This window comes from Phytopseudomonas punonensis, from assembly GCF_900142655.1.
GTDB lineage: Bacteria > Pseudomonadota > Gammaproteobacteria > Pseudomonadales > Pseudomonadaceae > Aquipseudomonas > Aquipseudomonas punonensis.
Genome location: NZ_FRBQ01000001.1, coordinates 406,111 through 421,213, shown reverse-complemented (window position 1 = coordinate 421,213; position 15,103 = coordinate 406,111). Strand labels below are relative to the sequence as shown.

Sequence of the window (15,103 nt, the reverse complement as noted above, 5' to 3'; positions counted from 1 at the left end):
GCGGCGCGTTTGCGCTGGGGGCAATTCGCCTATGCACAAGATCAGGCTTCACATGAAAAACTCGACACCCTCGTTTTATAACCTGGCCTGGCGCTGGCACTTCTATGCCGGCCTGTTCGTCATTCCCTTCATGATCATGCTGTCGCTGACCGGCATCATCTACCTGTTCAAGCCGCAGCTCGACGGGTTGATGTACGCCGACCTGCTGCAGGTCGAGGCGTCGGGGCAGCCGCTGACCGCTGACGAGATGCTCGGCCGGGTGCAGGCCGTTTATCCCCAGGGCAGCATCGGCAAGTACCAGCCGCCGGAGGACGCCAGCAGTAGCGCCCTGTTCGTGGTGAAGGTCGGTGAGCGCACCCGCAATGTATTTGTCGACCCCTACGGGGGCGCAATCCTCGGCACCCAGGACACGCGCAACAACCTGCAGGCCTTGGCGCGTGCGGTGCACTCTGACCTGTTGATCGGCACCCCAGGCGATCGGTTGATCGAGCTGGCCGCCGGCTGGGGTGTGGTGCTGGTGGTCTCCGGGCTGTACCTGTGGTGGCCGCGTGGGCGCGGCGCTGGCGCCGGCGTGCTGTGGCCGCGCCTGACGGCCCGTGGTCGATTGCTGTGGCGCGACCTGCATGCGGTCACCGGTTTCTGGGGCGCCTTGTTGCTGCTGTTCATGCTGCTTACCGGCATGACCTGGACGGGGTTCTGGGGCAAGCAGTTCGCCGGCGCCTGGAATCAGTTCCCGGCGGCGATGTGGGATCAGGTGCCGACCTCCGATCGCCAGGCTGGCGAGCTCAACCTGAGCCATAAACAGACCGTGCCTTGGGCGCTGGAAAACACCCCGCTACCCGAGTCCGACCCGCACGCGGCTCACAATGGCGGCGCGGCGCCGGCCTCTAACGCCACCCCCACCGTGGGCTTGCAGCAGGTGGTGGATATCGCCAGCGAGCGCGGGGTGCATCCGGGATACAGCATCAGCTTTCCGGCCACGCCGACCGGGGTCTATACCATCTCGGTATTCGCCGATGACCCACGCAACGACGCCACCCTGCATGTCGACCAGTACAGCGGCGCCGTGCTGGGGGACGTGCGCTGGGCTGACTACGGCCTGGCGGCGCGGGCCGTCGAGAGTGGCGTGATGCTGCACCAGGGCAAGCTCTACGGCCTGCCACATCAGCTGTTCATCCTGTTCGTATGCCTGATGATTCTGCTCAGCTCGGTCAGCGGTCTGATCATGTGGTGGAAACGCCGCCCAAGTGGCAGTCTCGGCGTACCGCCGCTGCGCCATGACCTGCCGCGCTGGAAGGTCGGCGTGGCGATCATGATCGGCCTGGGCGTGCTGTTCCCCCTGGTCGGCGCCTCGCTGCTGGCGATCTGGGCGTTGGATTATCTGCTGTTGTCACGCCTCGGCGCTCGACGCCTGGCCTGAACCCGCTCGGCCGCCTCGCAGCGGCCGACCCGAATTCGTTTGAAGGAGAAACACCATGACCCTGAAGAAACTGGCTCTGACCGCTGTACTGCTCGCCACCAGCCTGCTGGCCAACGCCCACGAATACGAAGTCGGCCAACTGCATATCGACCACCCCTGGTCGCGGGAAATGCCGCCGGTAGCCCCGACTGCTGCTGCCTACTTCGTGGTGCACAACAAGGGCGATGCCGATGACCGCCTGCTCAGCGTCGAAACCCCGGTGGCCGGTAAGGCGGAGATTCACGAGCACGCCCACGTGGGCGGCCTGATGAAGATGCAGCAGGTGCACAACGTGGTGATTCCCGCCGGCGGCGAGGTGAAGTTTGCGCCCATGGGTTACCACGTGATGCTGTTCAACCTGAAGCAGCAGGCCCAGGCCGGTGACCGCTTCCCGATGACCCTGACCTTCGAGAAGGCCGGCCCGGTGATGGTGGAGGTGGCGGTGCAGAAGGATGAGCCGGCAGCGGAAGGTGGGCATGAGCATATGGGGCATTGATTGCAGATGCTTGCCTTCTACTGGTCGTTTAGAAGTCCTCCTTGTTAGAACCGTGCGTTTATGCGGATCAAGCTCACTTGCTTTCAGCTTCTTGGTGTTCTTTTCCACAAGGCTAACAGGCGACATCCATTGCCCCTTCAGGAGGCCGAGCGGAATCGTTGTGTAGATGGTTGAGCGGCATGGATGCCGCGAGAGCCGCGATGGGCCAAGGATGGCCCTTCGCGGAGTGCCCTCGGAGCAACGATGTAGCGAGGGAACCCCGGCGAAGCCGGGGCCGGATGTCGGGGCTAGACCTTTTGGTTTCTTTTGGCGGGGCCGGCCATCCGGGCAATGCCAAAAGAAACCCGCTCGCCAGAGCGGAACTGAGGGCACAAACAACACGGTAGGGTGGATGGGTGAAGCGTCATCCACCCTACAACCGATCGATCTACCGGCGTTTCAAACCAGTCGCGCATCCAGGCTGTTCTGCGCCAGGCGTTTGGCCTGCGCTTCGCTCATGCCAAGGCCTTCGTGCAGGGCCATGAAGTTTTCGGTGACGTAGCCGCCGAAGTAGGCCGGGTCGTCGGAGTTGACGGTTACCTTCACGCCGCGCTCGAGCATGTCGAGGATGTTGTGCTGGCCCATGTGCTCGAACACGCAGAGCTTGGTGTTCGACAGCGGGCAGACGGTCAGCGGAATCTGCTCGTCGATGATGCGCTGCATCAGGCGCTCGTCTTCGCTGGCACGTACGCCATGGTCGATGCGCACGATCTTCAGCAGGTCGAGGGCTTCCCAGATGTACTCGGGCGGGCCTTCCTCGCCGGCATGGGCCACGGCGTGCAACCCTTCGCTACGGGCCTTGGCGAACACCCGCTCGAACAGGCGCGGCGGAAAGCCTTTCTCGGAACTGTCCAGGCCGACGCCGATAAAGGCATCGCGAAACGGCATGGCCTGCTCCAGGGTCTGGAAGGCCTGCTCTTCGGGCAGGTGACGCAGGAAAGCGAGGATCAGGCCATGGCTGATGCCCAGCTTCTTCTCGCCATCGACCAAGGCCGCCTTGATGCCGCGCATTACCACTTCGAAGGGAATGCCGCGTTCGGTGTGGGTCTGCGGGTCGAAGAACGGCTCGACGTGCACCACGTTCTGCGCCTTGCACTTGAGCAGGTAGGCCCAGGTCAGGTCGTAGAAATCCTGCTCGGTACGCAGCACGTCGGCGCCGCGGTAATACAGGTCGAGGAATTCCTGCAGGTTGTTGAAGGCGTAAGCCGCGCGTAGCGCCTCGACATCGTTCCAGGGCAGGGCGATGCGGTTGCGCTCGGCCAGGGCGAACAGCAGTTCGGGCTCGAGGGAGCCCTCGAGGTGCAGGTGCAGTTCGGCCTTGGGCAGGGCGTTGAGCCAGTCGTACATGGGTAAATCTCGGTCAGCTAGAAACGTGATCGACAAGTTTACCCTCATGCGTCCAAGCATGCGGTATTGAACGGCACCAACGGTAAGCGACTGGAATTATTTACCGGATGTTGCAGTCGGAGCAGGATCGTTCTGCTGTTATATGAAAGGAATCGCCCATGTTGAATGCCATCAAGCAGGAATACTGGCTGCTGCTGGCCGTGCTTGCCGCCTTTATCGCGCTGCCGATGGAGCACGCCTTGCTCGGTCATGGCCAGGCCATTGCCCTGGCCGGCGCGGTGGCGCTGATCGCCGCTATCGTCTGTGCCTCGTTGCGCGTCGCTCACCATGCCGAGCAACTGGCCGAGCGGGTCGGTGATCCCTACGGCACCATGATCCTCACCCTGTCGGCGGTGCTGGTCGAGGTGGTGATCCTGGCGATCATGATGAGCAATCAGGCGTCGCCGACCTTGGTGCGCGACACCATTTATTCGGCAGTGATGCTCGACATCAACGGCATCCTTGGTTTGGCCGCGCTGATGGGCGGCCTCAAGCACGGCGAGCAGTCCTACAACGACGATTCGGCGCGCAGCTACAGCGTGATGATCCTGACCGCCATGGGCATTTCCATGGTGGTGCCCGAGTTCATTCCAGAGGCGGACTGGAAGGCGTACTCGATGTTCACCATCGGCGCCATGCTGGTGCTCTACGCGGTGTTCCTGCGCATGCAGGTGGGCCCACACAGCTACTTCTTCAGCTACAGCTACCCGGAGAAGAAACACCGCGGTAGCGAAGGGCGTGGCCGCGGCGAGGATGAATCCCAGGTCAATGTGGCCTGGTCGATTGGCGTGCTGGTGTTCGGGGTGATCGTCATCGGCGTGCTCGCCGAGGTGATGTCCCTGGCGATGGATGTCGGCCTGGAAGGTACCGGCGCGCCCCCGGTGCTGACTGCCATCGTGGTGGCCGGCATTTCCGCGGCGCCGGAGATCCTCACTGCATTGCGGGCGGCGCTGGCCAACCGCATGCAGTCGGTGGTCAACATCGCCCTGGGCGCGTCGCTGTCAACGGTGATCCTTACCGTGCCGGTGATGGAGGCCATGGCGCTGTACAGCGGTCAGCCGTTCCAGATGGCGATGACCCCGGTGCAGACGGTGATGGTGTTCATCACCCTGATCGTCTGCGCCATCAACCTCAATGACGGTGAGACCAACGCCATCGAGGGCATGACCCACTTCGTGCTGTTTGCCACGTTCATCATGTTGGCGATGTTGGGTTTGTAAGAGCCTGCACACGATCCCTTGTGGGTATGAACGCTGGTTTTTTATAAGGCAGGAGTGGTCGCTCGTGCTCCGATTCAACTGATCGTTCCTCACGCTCCGCGTGGGAATGCATCCATGGACGCTCCGCGTCGCTGTTCGTAGGGTGGACGACGCTTCATCCGTCCACCGCTCTATGACCGTAATGGTGGACAAAAAGAGCGTTGTCCACCCTACGGGAACGACCGTCCGCTATCGCCACGTTGCAGCCAAAATCCCAAGATAATGAACAGGCTCTCAGGTGCTTACCAGGCGATGCGACTGCCCTGATAGTCGACAAAGTGGTGGCCGCCCTGGCCGGCGAAGCGTTCGACCTGGGCGATCAGGCCGCGGCAGCTGTCGGCCACTTCGACCATGGCGTTTTCGCCGCCCATGTCGGTCTTCACCCAACCCGGATGCAGCGACAGCACGGTCGGGCGCGGCTCTGGCAGCTCGCAGACGAAGCTGTTGGTCAGCGAGTTGAGCGCCGCCTTGCTGGCCTTGTACAGCGCCAGGTTATTGCCTTCCGGGTTGGCCACGCTGCCTAGTCCCGAACTCATAAAAGCCAGTACGCCGGTGCGCGGGCGCAGCTGGCCGACCAGTCGCTCGGCCAGATGGATCGGCGCCGTCACGTTGGTCATGAACAGCTGGCCGAGTTCCTCGACGGTGGCTTTGGCGGCTGACTGATGGCTCGGGCCGATGATCCCGGCGTTGACGAACAGCAGGTCGAAGGTCTGGCCCTGCAGGCGCTGCACCAGGGCTTCCAGTGCGGCGCCGTCGTCGATATCCAGTAATTCGATCCGCACGCCGCTCAGGGCCTGCAGCTCGGTGGCGCCTGCCGGGTTGCGCACGGTGGCGGTCACCTGCCAGCCGTCAGCGTGCAGCTGGCGCACCAGGCCCAGGCCGATGCCGCGCGAGGCGCCGATGATCAAGGCAGTTCTGTTCGAGGGCATGACGAAACTCCGCTAATGGCAAGGCCCATCAGCTTAGCAAGGCTGCGCAATCGTTACCTGGAGTTACTACATATTCACTGACAAATCATGGGGTTAGCACTTCAGGCCATAAAGGTTCGTGAAAGGTTTTTGGTCTAGAGTCCGCGCCTCGTGTCCGTGTCCGCACCGACTTGAACAAGAAAAAGAGGAGAACCCGGTTTGTTGACCCTGATTGGCTTGTTGACCATTTTCTGTCTGGTGGTGATGTTGCTCAGCGGGCGCATGTCACCTGTATTGCCGCTCATCGTAGTGCCCTTGTTGGGTGCGCTATGTGCGGGCTTCGGCGCGGAGGAGATCTCCGGGTTCTTCACCGACGGCGTCGGCAAGGTGGTGTCCATCGCCACCATGTTCATCTTCGCCATCACCTTCTTCGGTGTGCTGCAGGACACTGGCCTGTTCCGTCCGATTATCGGCTTTCTGGTCAAACTGACCCGCGGCAACGTCATCGCCGTTGCGGTCGCCACCGCGATCATCGGCATGCTGGCTCACCTCGATGGTGCTGGTGCGACCACTTTCCTGCTGACCATTCCTGCGCTGTTGCCGCTGTACAAGCAGCTGCGCATGAGCCCCTACCTGATGCTGATGCTACTGGCCACCGGCGCTGGCATCCTCAATATGGTGCCGTGGGCAGGGCCGCTGGGCCGCTCGGCGGCCGTTACTGGTCTCGACGTCACCGAGCTGTGGCGCCCTTTGCTGGCCATTCAGGGTACCGGTGTCGTCCTGCTGGTGGTTTTGGCCGCCTTTCTCGGTTGGCGCGAGCAGCGTCGCATTGCCGCGACCGGCGGCACCTTGGTGGACGATGGCTCCGAGGAGCACATCGGTGCGCCCGGCCAGATCAGCGACGAAGAGCGCGCGCTGGAGCGCCCGGGCCGTATGTGGGTTAACTTCGGGCTGTTCATGCTGGTGCTGGTGGCGCTGTTCACCGGCGTGCTGCCGGCCGGCTACGTGTTCATGATTGGCCTTAGCCTGGCGCTGCTGATCAACTATCCCAACGGCAAGATGCAGATGCAGCGCATCGCCGCGCATTCTTCGGCGGCCCTGGGTATGGGCATGATCATTCTGGCAGCCGGTTCCATGCTCGGCATTCTGTCCGGCACCGGCATGCTCACCTCGATCGCTCAAGATCTGGTCAAGGTGCTGCCCGCCGGCATGGTCGGTCAGCTACACATCATTCTGGGTGTGTTCGGTTTCCCCATGGAATTCCTGCTCAACACCGACGCCTATTACTTCGGGCTCCTGCCAGTGGTGATGGAAGTGGTCGAGAACCATGGTGTCGCTGCACCGAGCGTGGTTTACGCGTTGATGATCGGCAATATCATCGGCACCTTCATCAGCCCGTTCTCGCCGGCACTATGGCTGGCGCTCGGCCTGGCGCGCCTGGAAATGGGCAAGCACATTCGCTATTCGTTCTGGTGGATGTGGGGCTTCTCGCTGGCGCTGTTCGCCACGGCCTGGGCCATCGGCCTGTTCTAAAAAACACCTGTGTTGAATAAAAACGCCGTGAAAACGGCGTTTTTTGTTTTAGCGCCCTAGGCGCCGCAGCTCGTCGGACTCGACGATGCGCAGCCCTTCGCCTTCTTCGAGAGCCAGGCGCCACAGGGCGCGGGCCAGCGCCGTTACATCGATAGCGCGGTGCTTGCCTGGCAGCCAGCGCAGGAAGGGCGCAGCCAGCCGTTCGCCCAGGCGGAATTCGTTGCGTGGGCCGAGCAGCAGGGAAGGGCGGGCAATGGTCAGTTGCGGCCAACCCTGAGACTTCAGGGCTTCCTCGGTCTGCCCCTTGATACGGTTGTAGAACACCGATGAGCCCGAGTCGGCGCCAATCGCGCTGACTACCAGCAGATGCCGCGCGCCCAATTCCCGTGCGCGGGCGGCGAAGGCTACCACCAGATCATGGTCTACGGCGCGAAAGGCGTCCTGCGAGCCCGCTTGCTTGATAGTGCTGCCCAGGCAACAGAACGCGGTATGCACCGGGCCGTTGAGGCCGGGAAGCAGGTCGAGCAGTTCGCCAACCGGGTTTTCCAGATGCGGGTGTTCGGCCAGCGGCTTGCGACTCGGGGCCAGCACGCGCTCGACGGTGGGTTCGTTGAGCAGGCGGTCGAGCAGGTGTTCGCCGGTCATGCCCGAGGCGCCTGCCAGAAGAATGTGCTGGGGAGTCAGATACATGGTCGATCCTCGACTGCTATTCATTATCAGGCCGTTGAAAACTACCTGCCTTGGCATCGCTGCATTGAAAACAGCCTCGCCTGCGAGCCCAGTCAAAATGCTCACTTACAGCATGTAAACTGCACTTTTGACTCACTTCGTTCGCCCTGCGGGCCAGCCTTCGGCTGTTACTCCGCTGCGCTACGTTTCGGCTGTTTTTGCGGGGCCGCCATCGGTATTGCACTGGCTGCCTCGCCTACGCTTTTCAGCAGCCTGTTATGGAGTTTAGAGGGCTGTGGCCGATTTATCGTTCAAGGCGCTTCGCTTCTCTGCTGGCGCAGGGCATTCCAGTGTTCGATCACGGCAGGCGGCGCCCAGATCTGCGGCTCGGAGGCTTCAAAACCGTCCGCTTTCTCACGCGCTGCCACTGCCGCGCTTGCCAGCTTGAAGGCCTGTTCGAGGTCATCCGTCTGCTGTAACGCCTCGGCGAACAGGGCGCGGCCGAAGTAGGTGAATTCAGCCTCCTCGGAGCAGCCGAACGAGACGCGGTCGGCTCGGGCAGCGGTCATTACCAGGGTCTTGTCGTCTTTCAGCGCCGGGATGAAACCGCCGGAATAGCAGGCGGAAATCACCACCACCTTGTCGCGCTCGGCCAGCGGCTTGAGCAGATCGGCCAGCTCGTCGGCAGGCAGGTCGCCTAGCTGCAGGCGCGGCTGATCCAGGTTCAGCTCGTGAGTGCGCGAGCCGTGACTGGTTAGATAGATAAACACCAGGTCTTCCGGCCCGCTGCGTTCGGCGATGGCCTGCACCGCGCGGCGCAGGTTCTCGCGGGTTGCCAGCGGGCGATCTGCCAGGTGATCGCGGTGGTTGGCTAGGGTGATGCGGCCGTATGCGGAAAACCGCTCGGTGAGCAGGTCGGCCACGTAGTCGGCTTCGCGCAGGAACACGCTCTGCTTGCCGTCACCGGCCAGGGTCAGGGCGTAGAGTTCGCTGCGCGGGGTGGAGGCCGGCAGCGCAGCGATGGCGCTGTCGAGCAGCTCGCCCTGTTTCAGTAGGCCGATTTCCAGCGGGTCGGGTAGTGCCTGGCCGTTTTCGTCGCGCACCCACAGGCCGCGCCGCCAGGTGCCTTGCTGCTTGCTGCCATCGGCATTGAGTAAGATGCCCACGCCGTTGAACTGGCCATTGGCGAACTGGCCGTCGTAACGGCTGCCGTCGGCCTGCTGCAGGTGGCCTTCGCCCTGGTAGCGCCAGTCACGGAATTGCCCTATGTAGCGGCTGCCATCGCTGCCGCTGTATTCGCCCTTACCGTTGAGTGCGCCCTCGATGAAGGTGCCGCTCCATGCATCGCCGCCGGCGCTCTGGTAGCGACCCTTGCCATGGAACAGGCTGTCTTTGAACTCGCCGTCGTAGCTGTCACCATCGCTGCCGCGATAGTTGCCGGCGCCCTTGAGCTGGCCGCCAACGAAGTGCCCGGAAAGCTGGTTGCCCTGTTCGTCCTCGCGCATGCCCTGGCCATCCGGCAGACCTTTGGCGAAAACACCCTGGAAGCGGCTGCCGTCGGCCTGCTCGAGAATACCGAAACCGTGAAAGCGGCCAGCACGAAATTGCCCGCGATAGGTTTGTCCGGCTTCCTGCAACATGCCTTCGCCACTGAACTGTCCCTGGCTGAAGCCGCCGCTGTAGCTGCTGCCATCGCCCTTCTTGAGGGTGCCTTGGCCGTCATAACGGCCGGCGGCGAACTCACCGAGGTAATGCTCGCCATTGGCGCCTTGCCACTCCCCGGCGCCATGGCGCTGACCATCGACGAAGTGGCCGACGTAGCGGCTGCCATTGGGATAGTCGAGGCGGCCTTCGCCCTGCAGCAGGCCTGCGATCACCTCACCGTGATAGCGCGAACCGTCCGGCAGAATCGCGTCGGCGGGCAGCAGTGAAGCGCTCTGGCCACAGGCAGTGAGGGCGATGGTCAGGGCCAATGGCGCGAGGCGAAGCATGCGGGACGTCCTGGTCGGATGGGCGAGGCTGGCAGTATGCCGCAAAGCATCTGGCTGCGCGCTGCCGCGCTGAGCTGCTCGATTGCAGGCGATCTGGCTCTGTTAAGACGCCAGGGTTCGCGGCCTATAATGGCCGTCTTTGATGGCGGGCAAGCCGGTCGGCCTGTCGAGTTTGCGGGGGACAATCATGCTGCTTCGTGGCCTGTTCTGGCTGGTGCTGTGCCAACTGCTCGGCACGGCGATCAATGCGCTGTTTCTGCCGATGCTGCCGGGGCCGATTCTCGGCATGCTGCTGTTGGTGGTGTTTCTGCTCTGCCGCGGCCAGGTCGACGAGCCGATTCAGCAGGCCGCCAGCGGCCTGCTCAAATACCTGCCACTGTTGCTGGTGCCGCCGGCCGTCGGGGTGATGGCCTATGCCGAGGCGATTGCCGCCGACTTCTGGGCAGTGATCGGCGCCCTGGTGCTGTCGCTGATCCTCTCGTTGGTGTTCGCCGGTTGGATGATGCAGAAACTAATCGAGCGCCAGGCGCGACGTCGGGGGGAGGGGTGATGCTCGACTGGCACGGCGCCTGGATGGCCGTCACCCATCATCCGCTGTTTGGCGCGGGCGTTACTCTGGGCGCCTACCAGCTGGCGATTGCCCTCTACGAGAAGACTCGCCTGGTGTTCCTGCAGCCGGTGCTGGTTTCGACCACCCTGGTGATCACCATCCTGCTGTTCTGCGGGCTGACCTTTAGCGAATACAAGACCAGCGCTGAGGCGCTGACCATTTTCCTCGGCCCGGCTACCGTGGCGTTGGCGGTGCCGCTTTACCTGAACCTGCGGCGTATTCGCCAGGTCTTCTGGCCTACGGTGCTGACGCTCTTGGTCGCCGGTGTGGTGGCCACCGTGCTGGGTGTGGCATTGGCCTGGCTGCTCGGCGCCGAGCACAACATGCTGATGAGCATGGCGCCCAAGTCCGTTACCTCACCGATTGCCATGCTGGTGGCCAACCAGATTGGCGGCCTCGCCGCGCTGGCCGCGGTGTTCGTGATGATCACCGGCGTGCTGGGCGCAATCATCGGGCCATCGTTGTTGCGCCTGTGTGGTGTGCGCAACCATGCCGCCATGGGCATGGCGTTGGGCATGACCGCCCACGCGGTCGGCACCTCGCGCGCCATGCAGGAGAGCGAGGAATGCGGCGCCTTTGCGGCGCTGGCCATGAGTCTGATGGGCGTGTTCACGGCGATCCTGTTGCCCCTGGCCATCGTCTTCCTGAGTTGAGAGCCCTATGACCCTACCTTTATTCCCGCTGCATACCGTTCTGTTTCCCGGCTGCGTGCTGGATCTGCAGATTTTCGAGGCGCGCTACCTGGACATGATCAGCCGCTGCATGAAGCAGGGCGAAGGTTTTGGCGTGGTATGCATCGTCGACGGCGCCGAGGTTGGCGAGGCCGCCGAGCGCGTCGCGCAGATTGGCTGTGAAGCGCGGATCATCGATTTCCAGCAGCGCCCCAATGGCCTACTGGGTATTCGCGTGCAGGGCGGGCGGCGCTTTCGCGTCAAGCAGGCCCAGGTGCTGCCGGACAAACTGACCCTGGCCCAAGTCGAGTGGCTGGAAGAACAACCCGAGCTGCCACTGGATGAGGTGTATGCCGACCTGCTGGCGCTGCTCAGTGCCCTGGCCGAGCACCCGATGGTCGCCAGCCTGGACATGGGCGGCAACGCAGAAAGCCAGGCCGAACTGGCCGACAAACTCAGCTATCTATTGCCGTTCAGCGCCGAGCAAAAGCTCGCCTTGCTTGCCGAGCCCGACGCGACGCTGCGCTTGGACATGCTGCAGGACTTGGTCGAGCAGCTGCAGGGCGATGGCCCGGCTCAATAGCGGTAAATTTCCACGCCTTCTGACATCCGCATCAGCGCCATGCTCGTCAGCAGCAGCGCGCAGCTTGGCACGATCATCCACCAAGCCCTCGCAGGCAGTGGTGGCAGTGAAGCGAAGCGTTGCATCAGCGCCAGGCTCAGCGCGCACAGGCTGCTGGCCAGCAGTGCGCCGGCGATGATGTCGCTCGGCCAGTGCACCCCTAGATAAACCCGCGACAGGGCGATAAACAGTGCCGGCAGGCAGGCCAGCAGAATCCAGGTCAGGCGCAGGCGCGCCGGCTGGCCGCGACCCGCCAGGATGGCGACGGTCAGGAAGAAGGCGAACGCCGCCGAGCTGTGGCCGCTAGGGAAACTGTAGGTATGCAGCGGCTCGAGCAGCACATCGGGGCGCGCCCGCTCGAACAGGTTCTTGAACAGCCCATTGGCCACCGCGGTGCTGAGCATGGCGCTGCCGGCGAACAGCAGCGCCTGCCATTTGCGAGCGAGCAGCAACAGGATGCACAGCAGTGCAGCGACCGCCAGTTGAACGTCGAAGTCGCCGAAGTGGGTGATGATCACGGCGATGTGGTCGAAGCGCGGGTTGCGTTGTTCCTGGATCAGCGTCATCAAGCCTTGGTCCAGCGCGATCAGGTGCGGCCAGCCAATGAACAGGGCGATCAGCAGAATCGCGCCCAGCCCAGCAGCGATCACCGCGGCTTGGCGCTGTTCGCGCAGGCTGCTTTGAATGGTCAGCACCAGTATCAGCGCCAGCCCACCGGCGACCACGGCCGCTTGGGGCCAGAAACCATCTGGTAACGGCAGACGCAAGGCGGCGCCTGCAGCCCAGCCAGGCAGCAAGTACGCGACAGCCCAGCCAGCGGCGGCCAGCATGCTGACCGCGATAAAGCGGCCAATTGGCATGCTCAACATGCCCGCGACCATCGGCAGCATTGGGCGCAACGGGCCGATATAGCGGCCCAGCAGCAGGCTGGCGACGCCGTAGCGCTCGAAGTAGCTTTCCGCGCCGCTCAGCCACTGCGGATGGCTGCGCAGGCCTGGCAGGCGACGAATGTCCTGATGGAAGTAGCGGCCCAATGCGTAGGAAATGGCATCGCCCAGCAAACCACCGAAGTAGGCCAGCAGCAGGGTTTCCCACAGACTTAGGGCGCCGTTGCCGGCCATCACGCCGACGGCGAACAGCAGCACGGTGCCGGGAACGATGATGCCGGCGATGGCCAGGCATTCGACGCAGGCGATCACAAAGATCGCCAAACCCAGCCACTGCGGGTGGGCCGCGAGCCAGGTAGTCAGACTATCGAGCCATTGGCCCATGGATGGACACCTTCATTGAGTAGGAAATCGAGCCTTCGACCTGTCGACCTGAAAAGCGGTTCCTTTGCGCGAATCTGCTGTCAGGCGCTTGCCGCGGGCGATCATAGCAATGCGCCTGCAGTTTGCGCCGCCTCCATATGCTTCGTTACAAGCCTTTGATGACCATCTGCCAGGCGCCGCTGTGCGTGGGGCGGCATGACCGCTATAATCAGCAACTTTTTCCAACTGCCGACCTGAGTTGCCATGACCGAGTCCGTGCTTGACTACATGACCCGCCTGGGCCGCGCTGCCCGCCAGGCCTCGCGCGTACTCGCGCGGGCCAGCACTGAGCAGAAGAACAGAGCCCTGCAGGCTGCTGCCACTGCGCTGGACGCTGCGCGCAGCGAACTGACTGCCGCCAATCAACTGGACCTTGCCGCCGCGCGCGCCAATGGCCTGGAACCGGCCATGGTCGACCGCCTGGCGCTGACCCCGGCAGTCATCGACAGCATGATCGAAGGCCTGCGTCAGGTCGCCACGCTGCCCGACCCGATCGGCGAAATTCAGGGCATGCGCTACCTGCCATCCGGCATTCAGGTCGGCAAGATGCGCGTACCGCTGGGCGTGATCGGCATCATCTACGAGTCGCGTCCCAACGTGACTATCGATGCGGCCAGTCTGTGCCTGAAGTCCGGCAATGCCGCCATCCTGCGCGGCGGCTCCGAAGCGATTCACTCCAACCAGGCCATCGCCCGCTGCATTCAGGCTGGTCTGGCCGAAGCCGATTTGCCTGCCAGTGCCGTGCAGGTGGTGGAAACCACCGACCGCGCTGCCGTTGGCGCGCTGATCACCATGCCGGAATTCGTCGACGTGATCGTGCCGCGCGGTGGCAAGGGCCTGATCGAACGTATCAGCCGTGACGCCAAGGTGCCGGTGATCAAGCACCTGGATGGCGTTTGCCACGTTTATGTGGATATCGCCGCTGATCTCGACAAGGCCATTCGCGTTTGCGACAACTCGAAGACCCAGCGCTATTCGCCATGCAACGCGATGGAAACCCTGCTGGTGCACGCCGATATCGCCGCTCGAGTGCTGCCGCCGCTGGCTGCCATTTACCGCGACAAGGGTGTCGAGCTGCGTGGCGATGCGCAGACGCGCGCGCTGCTCGGTAGCGATGTGCTCGAAGCCAGCGAAGACGACTGGTTCGCCGAATACAACGCACCGATTCTGGCGATTCGCGTGGTCGACTCCTTGGATGCGGCCATCGAGCACATCAACAAATACGGCTCGCAGCACACCGACGCGATCATCACAGAAAACTTCAGCGATGCGCGGCGCTTCCTTACCGAGGTGGATTCCAGCTCGGTGATGGTCAACGCCTCGACGCGCTTCGCCGATGGTTTCGAGTACGGCCTGGGCGCGGAAATCGGTATTTCCACCGACAAACTGCACGCCCGTGGTCCGGTTGGCCTGTTGGGGCTGACCAGCGAGAAATACGTGGTATTCGGCGACGGGCACGTGCGTACCTGATGGCAAACCGCAAGCGCATCGGGATATTGGGCGGTACGTTCGACCCGGTGCACATTGGCCATCTGCGCGGTGCGCTGGAGGTGGCCGAGTTCATGGGGCTGGACGAGTTGCGACTTATCCCCAGTGCGCGCCCGCCACACCGTGAAACCCCGCAAGTCGGGGCGCAGGATCGCCTGGCCATGGTCAGGCAGGCCGTGGCGGAGTTGGCGCCGCTGACGGTGGATGACCGTGAGCTCAAGCGTGACAAACCGTCTTACAGCATCGACACCCTGGAGTCGTTGCGCGGCGAGTTGGCTGCCGAGGATCAGCTGTTTTTGATTCTGGGCTGGGATGCCTTTTGTGGCTTGCCGGCCTGGCACCGTTGGGACGAGTTGCTGCAACACTGCCACATTCTGGTGCTGCAACGCCCGGATGCCGGCAGTGAAGCCAGCGAGCCGCTGCGCGACCTGATGGCCGCGCGCAATGTGGCAGACCCGCTGGCGCTGAAAGGCCCGGCAGGGCAGATATCTTTCATCTGGCAGACACCGCTGGCGGTGTCTGCCACCCAGATTCGTTCGTTATTGGCGAACGGTCGCTCGGCACGCTTTCTAGTGCCCGATGCGGTTCTGGCTTATATCAACGCCCATGGACTGTACCGTGGGTGAATCGAACATGAGGCAAACGAGCACGTTATGACGAAC

The 15,103-nt window shown here is 63.1% G+C and carries 14 protein-coding genes; 9 read left to right on the top strand and 5 right to left on the bottom strand.

The window, feature by feature from the left end:
• Nucleotides 1-52: 52 nt before the first annotated feature.
• Together BUC40_RS01930 and BUC40_RS01925 are read left to right on the top strand one after the other, a co-directional pair.
• Nucleotides 53-1,420 carry a PepSY-associated TM helix domain-containing protein gene (locus tag BUC40_RS01930; protein WP_073262078.1) on the top strand — a complete coding sequence of 456 codons (1,368 nt, stop codon included), beginning with the start codon at nt 53-55 and terminating at the stop codon, nt 1,418-1,420.
• 55 nt (nt 1,421-1,475) lie between these two features.
• Nucleotides 1,476-1,955, top strand: a complete 480-nt coding sequence (locus BUC40_RS01925) for a copper chaperone PCu(A)C (protein WP_073262076.1) — start codon at nt 1,476-1,478, stop codon at nt 1,953-1,955.
• A gap of 438 nt (nt 1,956-2,393) precedes the next feature.
• On the opposite strand, the gene BUC40_RS01920 is transcribed toward BUC40_RS01925, so the two are convergent.
• Nucleotides 2,394-3,341 (bottom strand): adenosine deaminase, encoded by a 948-nt coding sequence (locus BUC40_RS01920; protein ID WP_073262074.1) that lies wholly within the window; start codon nt 3,339-3,341, stop codon nt 2,394-2,396.
• 158 nt (nt 3,342-3,499) lie between these two features.
• On the opposite strand from BUC40_RS01920, the gene BUC40_RS01915 reads away from it, so the two are divergent.
• Nucleotides 3,500-4,600, top strand: coding sequence for a calcium:cation antiporter (locus BUC40_RS01915; protein WP_073262072.1), 1,101 nt, complete (start codon nt 3,500-3,502; stop codon nt 4,598-4,600).
• Nucleotides 4,601-4,881: 281 nt separating this feature from the next.
• On the opposite strand, the gene BUC40_RS01910 is transcribed toward BUC40_RS01915, so the two are convergent.
• Nucleotides 4,882-5,568: an SDR family oxidoreductase gene (locus BUC40_RS01910; protein WP_073262070.1), complete on the bottom strand. Its 687-nt coding sequence runs from the start codon at nt 5,566-5,568 to the stop codon at nt 4,882-4,884.
• Between the two features lie 198 nt (nt 5,569-5,766).
• On the opposite strand from BUC40_RS01910, the gene BUC40_RS01905 reads away from it, so the two are divergent.
• Nucleotides 5,767-7,080 (top strand): CitMHS family transporter, encoded by a 1,314-nt coding sequence (locus BUC40_RS01905; protein WP_073262068.1) that lies wholly within the window; start codon nt 5,767-5,769, stop codon nt 7,078-7,080.
• Between the two features lie 48 nt (nt 7,081-7,128).
• Here the strand turns inward: BUC40_RS01905 and BUC40_RS01900 are convergent, their stop codons facing one another.
• Entirely contained in the window at nt 7,129-7,770 is a 642-nt protein-coding gene (locus tag BUC40_RS01900; RefSeq protein ID WP_073262066.1) for an NAD-dependent epimerase/dehydratase family protein, read from the bottom strand.
• Between the two features lie 290 nt (nt 7,771-8,060).
• Nucleotides 8,061-9,740 carry a C13 family peptidase gene (locus BUC40_RS01895; protein WP_073262064.1) on the bottom strand — a complete coding sequence of 560 codons (1,680 nt, stop codon included), beginning with the start codon at nt 9,738-9,740 and terminating at the stop codon, nt 8,061-8,063.
• Between the two features lie 187 nt (nt 9,741-9,927).
• Here BUC40_RS01895 and BUC40_RS01890 point away from each other — a divergent pair, with 187 nt between their 5' ends.
• Genes BUC40_RS01890 through BUC40_RS01880 form a run of 3 tightly spaced genes read left to right on the top strand, consistent with a single transcriptional unit; the run spans nt 9,928 to nt 11,604 of the window.
• Complete coding sequence (locus BUC40_RS01890) at nt 9,928-10,290, top strand: CidA/LrgA family protein (protein ID WP_073263832.1); 363 nt, start codon at nt 9,928-9,930, stop codon at nt 10,288-10,290.
• Nucleotides 10,290-11,003 (top strand): LrgB family protein, encoded by a 714-nt coding sequence (locus tag BUC40_RS01885; RefSeq protein ID WP_073262062.1) that lies wholly within the window; start codon nt 10,290-10,292, stop codon nt 11,001-11,003. Before BUC40_RS01890 ends, BUC40_RS01885 begins: the two co-directional genes overlap by 1 nt.
• A gap of 7 nt (nt 11,004-11,010) precedes the next feature.
• A complete protein-coding gene (locus tag BUC40_RS01880) occupies nt 11,011-11,604 on the top strand; it encodes an LON peptidase substrate-binding domain-containing protein (protein ID WP_073262060.1) in 594 nt (197 codons plus the stop codon).
• On the opposite strand, the gene BUC40_RS01875 is transcribed toward BUC40_RS01880, so the two are convergent.
• Entirely contained in the window at nt 11,598-12,914 is a 1,317-nt protein-coding gene (locus BUC40_RS01875; protein ID WP_073262058.1) for a bifunctional DedA family/phosphatase PAP2 family protein, read from the bottom strand. The two genes, BUC40_RS01880 and BUC40_RS01875, sit on opposite strands and share 7 nt — an antisense overlap.
• A gap of 243 nt (nt 12,915-13,157) precedes the next feature.
• Here BUC40_RS01875 and BUC40_RS01870 point away from each other — a divergent pair, with 243 nt between their 5' ends.
• Both BUC40_RS01870 and nadD read left to right on the top strand, forming a co-directional pair.
• Nucleotides 13,158-14,423, top strand: coding sequence for a glutamate-5-semialdehyde dehydrogenase (locus BUC40_RS01870; protein ID WP_073262056.1), 1,266 nt, complete (start codon nt 13,158-13,160; stop codon nt 14,421-14,423).
• Nucleotides 14,423-15,067 (top strand): nicotinate-nucleotide adenylyltransferase, encoded by a 645-nt coding sequence (gene nadD / locus BUC40_RS01865; RefSeq protein WP_073262054.1) that lies wholly within the window; start codon nt 14,423-14,425, stop codon nt 15,065-15,067. The genes BUC40_RS01870 and nadD overlap by 1 nt, the downstream gene beginning before the upstream one ends.
• Nucleotides 15,068-15,103 lie beyond the last annotated feature (36 nt).

What these genes read in the sequence shown, in the direction of transcription:
- BUC40_RS01910 (WP_073262070.1), bottom strand. Translation starts at nt 5,568, where the DNA reads ATGCCCTCGAACAGAACTGCCTTGATCATCGGCGCCTCGCGCGGCATC.
- BUC40_RS01900 (WP_073262066.1), bottom strand. Translation starts at nt 7,770, where the DNA reads ATGTATCTGACTCCCCAGCACATTCTTCTGGCAGGCGCCTCGGGCATG.
- BUC40_RS01875 (WP_073262058.1), bottom strand. Translation starts at nt 12,914, where the DNA reads ATGGGCCAATGGCTCGATAGTCTGACTACCTGGCTCGCGGCCCACCCG.
- BUC40_RS01895 (WP_073262064.1), bottom strand. Translation starts at nt 9,740, where the DNA reads ATGCTTCGCCTCGCGCCATTGGCCCTGACCATCGCCCTCACTGCCTGT.
- BUC40_RS01920 (WP_073262074.1), bottom strand. Translation starts at nt 3,341, where the DNA reads ATGTACGACTGGCTCAACGCCCTGCCCAAGGCCGAACTGCACCTGCAC.
- BUC40_RS01885 (WP_073262062.1), top strand. Translation starts at nt 10,290, where the DNA reads ATGCTCGACTGGCACGGCGCCTGGATGGCCGTCACCCATCATCCGCTG.
- BUC40_RS01915 (WP_073262072.1), top strand. Translation starts at nt 3,500, where the DNA reads ATGTTGAATGCCATCAAGCAGGAATACTGGCTGCTGCTGGCCGTGCTT.
- BUC40_RS01880 (WP_073262060.1), top strand. Translation starts at nt 11,011, where the DNA reads ATGACCCTACCTTTATTCCCGCTGCATACCGTTCTGTTTCCCGGCTGC.
- nadD (WP_073262054.1), top strand. Translation starts at nt 14,423, where the DNA reads ATGGCAAACCGCAAGCGCATCGGGATATTGGGCGGTACGTTCGACCCG.
- BUC40_RS01930 (WP_073262078.1), top strand. Translation starts at nt 53, where the DNA reads ATGAAAAACTCGACACCCTCGTTTTATAACCTGGCCTGGCGCTGGCAC.
- BUC40_RS01870 (WP_073262056.1), top strand. Translation starts at nt 13,158, where the DNA reads ATGACCGAGTCCGTGCTTGACTACATGACCCGCCTGGGCCGCGCTGCC.
- BUC40_RS01890 (WP_073263832.1), top strand. Translation starts at nt 9,928, where the DNA reads ATGCTGCTTCGTGGCCTGTTCTGGCTGGTGCTGTGCCAACTGCTCGGC.
- BUC40_RS01925 (WP_073262076.1), top strand. Translation starts at nt 1,476, where the DNA reads ATGACCCTGAAGAAACTGGCTCTGACCGCTGTACTGCTCGCCACCAGC.